Raw genomic sequence first — 276 nt, 5'->3', positions numbered from 1 at the left:
CGCCATGCCGAACTCGGACGCCAAGGAGCGCGCCGTCGACCGCGTGGCCGAGGCCTCTGACCGCCTCAACGAGGCCGTGCGCCGCGCCATCGAGGCCGGCTACTCGGTCGAGCTGGTGCGGGCCTCGCGCCACCACGACGGCTCGGGCAACTGGGGCGACCAGATCGTCCCCACCGTCCGTGACAAGGGCACCGAAAAGAGCGCCTAACTAAAGATAACCGACCAGAGTCCCGAAGATGGCTCCCCGGACCTCCCGGGGAGCCGATCCCACCGCCA

Annotated in this window: 1 protein-coding gene; it reads left to right on the top strand. The window is 69.9% G+C overall.

Features of this window, described 5'->3' with window-relative positions; all coding sequences use genetic code 11:
- Nucleotides 1–4 precede the first annotated feature (4 nt).
- Nucleotides 5–208 (top strand): hypothetical protein, encoded by a 204-nt coding sequence (locus EIK80_RS25870; RefSeq protein WP_125159739.1) that lies wholly within the window; start codon nt 5–7, stop codon nt 206–208.
- Nucleotides 209–276 lie beyond the last annotated feature (68 nt).

It is taken from the genome of Caulobacter sp. 602-1, from assembly GCF_003931565.1.
Classification (GTDB): domain Bacteria; phylum Pseudomonadota; class Alphaproteobacteria; order Caulobacterales; family Caulobacteraceae; genus Caulobacter.
This window is presented reverse-complemented; position numbering and strand designations above follow the sequence as displayed.